Annotated in this window: 4 protein-coding genes and 1 pseudogene; 1 reads left to right on the forward strand and 4 read right to left on the reverse strand. The window is 54.4% G+C overall.

Annotation, left to right across the window (positions count from 1 at the left end):
• Positions 1-63 precede the first annotated feature (63 nt).
• Positions 64-1854 (forward strand): gamma-glutamyltransferase, encoded by a 1791-nt coding sequence (ggt, locus tag HUO07_RS11800; RefSeq protein WP_176303722.1) that lies wholly within the window; start codon positions 64-66, stop codon positions 1852-1854.
• A 5-nt stretch (positions 1855-1859) separates the two neighbouring features.
• On the opposite strand, the gene HUO07_RS11805 is transcribed toward ggt, so the two are convergent.
• From HUO07_RS11805 to HUO07_RS11820, 4 genes and pseudogenes are all read right to left on the reverse strand, one after another.
• On the reverse strand, positions 1860-3803 hold the full coding sequence (locus HUO07_RS11805; RefSeq protein WP_176303723.1) for a glycerophosphodiester phosphodiesterase family protein: 1944 nt from the start codon (positions 3801-3803) through the stop codon (positions 1860-1862).
• A gap of 37 nt (positions 3804-3840) precedes the next feature.
• The gene (gene rraA, locus HUO07_RS11810; RefSeq protein ID WP_176303724.1) at positions 3841-4335 is read right to left on the reverse strand and encodes a ribonuclease E activity regulator RraA; all 495 of its coding nucleotides are present in this window, start codon (positions 4333-4335) and stop codon (positions 3841-3843) included.
• 183 nt (positions 4336-4518) lie between these two features.
• On the reverse strand, positions 4519-7122 hold the full coding sequence (gene acnB, locus HUO07_RS11815) for a bifunctional aconitate hydratase 2/2-methylisocitrate dehydratase (RefSeq protein WP_176303725.1): 2604 nt from the start codon (positions 7120-7122) through the stop codon (positions 4519-4521).
• Between the two features lie 261 nt (positions 7123-7383).
• Positions 7384-7485, reverse strand: a pseudogene (locus HUO07_RS11820) (IS5/IS1182 family transposase); the annotation flags it as partial.

The raw sequence follows: 7485 nt of genomic DNA on the forward strand, positions 1-7485 counted from the left end.
TGTTTTTATAGACTACTCTTTTATGTGTGTTTTTGTATTTAACTTGTCGCGGAGAGCGCTGAAATGTTCACAAAATCAGCTAAGTTTGCGCTACCTGTGCTGCTGGTAACGCCGTTTTATAGTTGGGGGTTTAGCTACGAGACACCCTCCATTGCTCCTGAAAGCGAGTCTGGTTATGAAGAGAAGCCAGGCTGGGAGGCTGAGTCGTTTGCGGTGGCGGCAGCCAATCCGCTCGCAACCGATGCTGGTTATCAAGTATTGAAAGCCGGTGGTAACGCTATTGATGCGGCCATTGCAGTGCAAATGGTACTGAATTTGGTAGAGCCTCAATCCAGCGGTATCGGTGGTGGTGCTTTTCTAATGCATTACGATGGCAGTGAAGTGCGCGCCTATGATGGCCGTGAAACCGCACCGCAAGGAGTCAATGGCGAGCTGTTTTTAGAGAATGGCAAGCCGCTTGCGTTTAACGACGCGGTGGTTAGCGGCCTTTCTGTCGGTGTGCCGGGTACGCTGCGTATGCTTGAAAAAGCCCATGCAGAGCATGGCGAGCTAGCCTGGGAAGAATTGTTTACACCGGCTATCACCCTGGCCGAAGAAGGCTTTGCTGTCAGCAATCGGTTGCATACCAGCCTGACGAGTGACGAGTTTCTGCGCCAAGATCCGTTAGCCAGCCAGTTTTATTACGATAGCGAAGGTGAGGCTATCGCGGTTGGCGAAACACTCAAGAATCCGGCCTTGGCAGAGGTACTACGTCGCGTAGCAAACCAAGGCAGCGCTGCCTTGCACGAAGGTTACGTGGCGGAAGATATCGTTGAGCGGGTTCAGAATCACCCTGAGCGGCCTGGTAGTTTGTCGGTTGAAGATATGCGTGGCTACGAGGCGCTTGACCGCGAACCTTTATGCACGCCTTGGCAGCAGTGGGAAGTATGCGGCTTTCCGCCTCCCTCGTCGGGCCATCTCACCGTGATGCAGATCTTGGGCATGCTCGATCAACAGCCGCTGCTTGAAGCCCCGTTAGATAACGGCGCTCCAAGCAGCGGGTGGTTGCACCAGTTTCTGGAAGCCTCGCGGCTCGCTTTTGCTGACCGCGGTCGTTATATCGCCGACCCGGACTTTGTCGAAGCACCGGGGGGCGATTGGTCATTGATGCTGGCCCCTGACTACCTTGAGCAACGCAGTGAGCTCATTGAAGAGATGAGCATGGGCGACAGTGCTGAACCGGGCAATCCCGGCGAGCTTGCCGTTAGTTGGGCCAGCCAGCCCGATCAGCCTGAGTATGGCACTAGCCATATCAGTATTGTGGATGAGGAGGGCAATGCGGTGGCCATGACGACCACCATTGAGCAGGCGTTCGGTTCGCGCATTCTCTCGGATGGCGGAACAGGCCTAGCGGGTGGTTTCCTGCTCAATAATGAGCTCACCGATTTTTCATTTGCTCCTGAAGTGGATGGCGACCCGGTGGCGAACCGAGTCGAGCCAGGCAAGCGCCCGCGTTCCAGCATGAGCCCTACGCTGGTATTCGATCAAGAAAGCGGTGAGCTAGTGGCTAGCTTGGGTTCGCCGGGTGGTGCGGCGATCATTCATTATACGGCCCGCACTCTAATCGCGCTGCGTGACTGGGGACTGAGTGCCCAGGAAGCACTCAATCTTCCCCATGCCATTACGTTGGGCGGCGATGTTTACGTCGAAGAGGGGCGTTTTCCTGAGGAAACTATTGAGTCACTACGGGAGCGCGGCCACACGGTCAGCGAACGGGAGTTGACCAGCGGGCTACAAGCCATTAGGCGGCTAAACGATGGTACGCTGTTTGGCGGCGCTGACCCACGGCGTGAGGGTGTGGTGATGGGCGATTAGGAGCGCTACTGACGAAGCCAGTTGCGCAGTTTCACCAGCATTAGCGCCCCGTCGCTCAACTCACGGCGAATCTGAATAAGCTCTGTTAAACGATCTGGGTAGTCGGTGATGATGGCATCGACGCCCAGGTCAATCAACGTCGACATTCTGGCGCGATCATTAACCGTCCATGCGTGTATTTCGTAGCCGTAAAGCCGTGCCAGGCGAACTTCTCCTTCCGTGATGCGGTTATGGCGTAGGCCGAGTGCATCAAAGCCACGTCGATTGAGTGTGCCGGGCAGAATGAGCTGCGCCAACAAAGTAACGCGTAGTTCTGGCGCCCGGGCATTAATATGCTCGAGTAGAGACGGCGACATGGTCGCCATCCGCATATCCAACAGCGCATTGGGGAAACCGCAGGCGGTATAACCATCAAAGGCGCTTTGTTGGGTTGCCCAGCAGCGGTATCGAATGTCGCTCTCGGCATTTAAGGTATCAATAACGGCATCGGCTAACGCTTGCTCTTGACCCGGCAAGGGCTTGATATCAATCATTAACCCTGCTTTTCCGCGAACTCTTTCGAGCGCTTCGTCCAAGCCAGGAATGTTCTCGCCTTGAAACGCATCCCCAAACCAACTGCCCACATCGAATTGGCTAAGTTGGTGTCTGGTAAGCTCGCTAAACTCACGGCTGTCGCCAGTTAGCCGTGCCATGCTGCGGTCATGGTAGAGCATTACCTGCTGGTCACTGCTCAAGCGTACGTCAATTTCGATATAGTCAGCACCATCAATCAGTGACTGCTCTAATGCAGAGAGGGTGTTTTCAGGAGCCACCATGGAGCTCCCGCGGTGGGCTATCACTGCGACGTTGTCACGAATTTCGAAGCTATTCAGAATCCACCACGCTTGAAGGCCGGCAAAAACAAGCACGCTGAGCTCAACCGCCCAGGCAAGGCGCCCTGCGTTCGTATCTTCCGGTGGGGCCGCTGGGCGTGGTTCTTGATGCGCCAGCTGCATGTATAAGCACGCAGAAAGGAGGGCGTTAGTGGCAATACCCAAAAAGGTAATGGTCAGTGTAATCAGCACATAGCCCAACAGGTACGCCAACATCGCCGGTATGAGTACGGCGTTATGTTCAGGCAGCCACCACAGCAAGGGCGTAAATAGCCGGTCGAATAGCAATGTGGCCAGTAACGGCAGGCTGATAATAATCAGTAGCAAGAGCAGCACCGCTGCACCAATCGAACGTCGCCAGCCGCGCGTTAAGCTCACGCTCCGCTTCAGTGCTCGCCAGGGGTTGCAACTTTCCAGGGCCACTAAGGGCAGTGCGAGCAGCCAACGCAGATAGAGCCATGAGGCCGCCCATATCCAGGCAATGATCAGGGGGAGGGCGCAGCCAATGAAGTACCACAGTGCAGGAGGGCGCACACGCTGAAGGTAGTAAGGGTCTATGTCGCTCAGCCAGAAGTCGTAAAGCCATGTGAGGCCGGCCATAAAGGGCGCGAGCAATAATAAGTGTGTGCCTACTTGGAGTATGACAAGGCCCGCCAGGGTGTGCAGCCGACGAGTGCTCAGCCAGAGTGCTTCAAGGGCGAGCCGGTAATGGTTATCGCGCGGTCTGACGGCTACCTGCAGCATGCCTGCCTGCTGCCAGTAAATAATCAGAAAAGCGAACCCAAGCCCTATCAGCATGCCTATCAATCCCAGCGGGCTAAAGAGCAGAGCAATCAATTCATCATTGGTGACGACGGTGCGGTTGAGTTGGGCCAGCAGCCCACGCGTCACCCAGGTGATCGCTGGCAGCAGTAAGGCTGAGGCGAGCAGGGTAAAAAAGAGGTGATAGGCGATCAGAGGGCGAAGATGATCGCGCAGCGTGCGCAGTAAGGCAGAGCCAAGGTAGGTCAAAGGCTGCATCGTCACTAAACGGTAAGAATGAATCACCAGGGTGGCAGTAAGCACCACACCTGGCAAGTGGACTGTTATCAACCTTTATAGGTAGTAAAAATAGTCAGGAAAGTGACAGCTTTTGCGCAGCAACAATAATGCCGTTGTTATCTGCATATAACCATTGTCCGGGCTGAAGGGTGACGCCTGCAAAGGTGACGTCGATGTCGCGCTGACCTTCACCGTGCTTTTCACTCTTGCGGGGATGGCTTCCCAATGCCTGAACGCCAATCGGCAAGGCGGCGAGTATATCCACATCACGCACGCAGCCGTACATCACAACGCCTGCCCAGCCGTTGGCGACGGCCTGCTCTGCCAGCATATCACCCAGCATGGCGCAGCGATGCGAGCCGCCTGCATCGACCACCAGTACCGCGCCATTACCTGGCTCGGCGACCGCTTGCTTAACCATGGAGTTATCTTCAAAGCATTTAATGGTGCGAATAGGACCGTAAAAGGCTTCAAGACCACCAAAGTTAACAAACAGCGGGTCGAGTACGGCGACTTCTGGGTGCGCATCACAGAGATCGGGTGTCACAATTTGCGTTGAATTCGTCATCACACGCTCCTAATGGTAGAGGCTGTTGATATTAAATTGGTGTCCAAAGGCAGTGCAAAAAAAACGCCCCGCCCTGAAGAACAGTGGCGGGGCGTTCGGTCATCGACTCAGAAAATGCAATCTGTCACATTCTCTGCGATGGTGCGAGCATCGGCGATGGGGTGATCAGACTCAAGCGTTAAATTAAGCTTCTTGAGCGATCGGAATCACATTAGAGGCGATCTTTTGATACTCCTCTATTTCGTGAAAATTCATATAACGATAAATCTCGCCAGCCATGGCGTCAAACTCACCCATATAACGTTGATACTCTTCAACACTGGGTAGGCGTCCTTCTACTGCGGCAACAGCCGCCAGTTCCGCTGAGGCAAGGTACACATTGGCACCATCGCCCAGGCGGTTCGGGAAGTTTCGTGTAGACGTAGACACCACGGTGCTCTTGGCAGCAACGCGGGCCTGGTTACCCATACACAGTGAACAGCCCGGCATCTCCATTCGAGCGCCTGCACGGCCATAAATGCCGTAGTAGCCCTCTTCAGTCAACTGGTGTTGATCCATTTTCGTCGGTGGTGCCAGCCACAGCCGGGTTTTTAAACTACCGGCAGGCTGCTTTTCAAGCAACTTGCCCGCAGCCCGGAAGTGGCCGATGTTAGTCATGCATGAACCGATAAAGACTTCGTCGATTTTCTGGCCAGCTACTTCTGATAGCAGGCGAGCATCGTCCGGGTCGTTCGGGGCACACAGAACCGGCTCTTTAATTTCAGCCAGGTCAATTTCGATAACTTCAGTGTACTCGGCATCCTGGTCGGCACGCATCAAGCTCGGGTTAGCCAACCATGCTTCCATACCTTCAATACGGCGGCTAATGGTACGTTCGTCGCCGTAACCGTTGCCCATCATCCACTTCAATAGGGTGATGTTGGACTTCAAGTATTCGGTCACACTCTCTTCTGACAGTGTAATCGTACAGCCAGCAGCAGAACGCTCGGCAGAGGCATCGGAAAGCTCAAAGGCTTGCTCGACGGTCAGGTCTTCCAGTCCTTCAATTTCCAACACGCGGCCTGAAAAGGCGTTTTTCTTGTTGGATTTATCGACAGTCAACAAGCCCTGCTTGATGGCGTAAAGCGGAATGGCGTGAACCAAATCGCGCAGCGTAACGCCCGGCTGACGTTGGCCCTTAAAGCGAACCAGTACCGATTCCGGCATATCCAGCGGCATTACGCCGGTAGCAGCAGCAAACGCTACCAGACCTGAGCCGGCGGGGAACGAAATGCCTAGCGGGAAGCGTGTGTGCGAGTCGCCGCCGGTGCCTACTGTGTCAGGCAGCAGCATGCGGTTCAGCCAGCTGTGAATGATACCGTCGCCGGGGCGTAGTGAAACACCGCCGCGGTTCATGATGAAGTCCGGCAGAGTGTGGTGGGTATCCACGTCGACCGGCTTAGGATAAGCGGCGGTATGGCAGAAAGACTGCATGACGAGGTCGGCCTGGAAGCCTAGGCAGGCAAGGTCTTTCAGCTCATCGCGTGTCATCGGCCCGGTGGTGTCTTGAGACCCAACGGTGGTCATTTTAGGCTCGCAGTACATGCCTGGACGAACGCCGTTCAAACCACACGCTTTGCCAACCATCTTCTGCGCTAAGGTAAAACCTTTGCCAGTATCTTTGGGCTGGTCAGGTAAGCGGAATACGTCAGAGGCGGGTAGTCCCAGCGACTCACGCGCCTTGCCGGTTAGGCCACGACCAATGATAAGCGGGATACGGCCGCCAGCACGAACTTCATCCAGGATCAGCTGCGTTTTAAGCTCAAACGTAGTGATGACATCATCGGTGCCATGCTTGCAGACTTTGCCTTCATAAGGATAAACGTCGATGACGTCGCCCATGTTCAGGTTGGTGACATCCATCTCTACCGGCAGGGCGCCTGAGTCTTCCATGGTGTTGAAGAAGATAGGCGCGATTTTGCTACCAAAGCAGAAACCGCCAGCGCGCTTATTTGGGGCGTAAGGAATGTCGTCGCCAAAGAACCAGAGTACGGAGTTAGTCGCTGATTTACGCGATGAGCCAGTGCCCACGACGTCACCAACGTAAACGACCGGAAAGCCTTTTGCTTTAACGTCTTCAATCTGCTTGAGCGGGCCGGTTGTGCCTGGCACAACCGGTTCAATGCCATCACGCTCGTTTTTAAGCATCGCATTAGCGTGCAGCGGTATATCAGGGCGTGACCAGGCATCTGGCGCCGGAGACAAGTCATCCGTGTTGGTTTCGCCGGGTACTTTAAACACGCTGAGAGTGATTTTTTCAGCTAGAGCCGGTTTAGAGAGGAACCATTCAGCCTCCGCCCACGATTGAATAACGTCTTTAGCAACGCTATTGCCGTTCTTGGCGCGTGTTTCGACATCATGGAAGGCATCGAACATCAACAATGTGTGCTTGAGCTGCTCACCAGCTTCACGGGCAAGCTCTTCGTTATCGAGAAGCTCAACCATTGAAACAATGTTGTAGCCGCCCTGCATGGTGCCAAGCAGTTTAACAGCATGTACCTTGTCGATCAGCGGCGAGCTTGTTTCGCCTTTCGCGACTGCAGTTAGAAAACCCGCTTTTACATACGCGGCTTCATCAACACCGGGCGGTACGCGATTGGTGATTAAGTCGAGAATAAACTCCTCTTCACCGGCCGGTGGCGTTTTAAGCAGCTCAACCACTGACGCTACTTGTTCGGCGGTTAGGGGTTTGGGCGGGATGCCCTCAGCAGCACGTTCCTCGACATGTTGGCGGTAAGCTTCAAGCACGTTGGGGCCCTCTCATCTACGTTCTGATTTACTTAATGGTGACGGCCTACACGTAGCACCGTATTGGCTGCGCAGTGTTGGAAAGTGGACCAATCACATATGACATACGCTTGACAAACAGCATATGGTTGGATGGCTGAGATTCTACGGCAAACTGTCGACAATGTTAAGCTGGCATGGCGTGACGTCTGTTGTACTTTATGTTGATGCCACGATCTAAATGAATCAAAAAGCACCTTTTTATTAGGGTCTGTTGACGTTTCACATGGGCAGCCATAAACAACCACAAGCTAAGGCCACCATGCTTTCGTAGTTTCGCTTGAGCTTGTCGTAACGCGTCGCTATGGCGCGATACGGCTTCAA

This window comes from Vreelandella maris (assembly GCF_013371085.1).
GTDB lineage: Bacteria > Pseudomonadota > Gammaproteobacteria > Pseudomonadales > Halomonadaceae > Vreelandella > Vreelandella maris.

Excerpts from the sequence above, each read along its gene's own strand:
- ggt (WP_176303722.1), top strand. The coding sequence starts at position 64 with ATGTTCACAAAATCAGCTAAGTTTGCGCTACCTGTGCTGCTGGTAACG.
- rraA (WP_176303724.1), bottom strand. The coding sequence starts at position 4,335 with ATGACGAATTCAACGCAAATTGTGACACCCGATCTCTGTGATGCGCAC.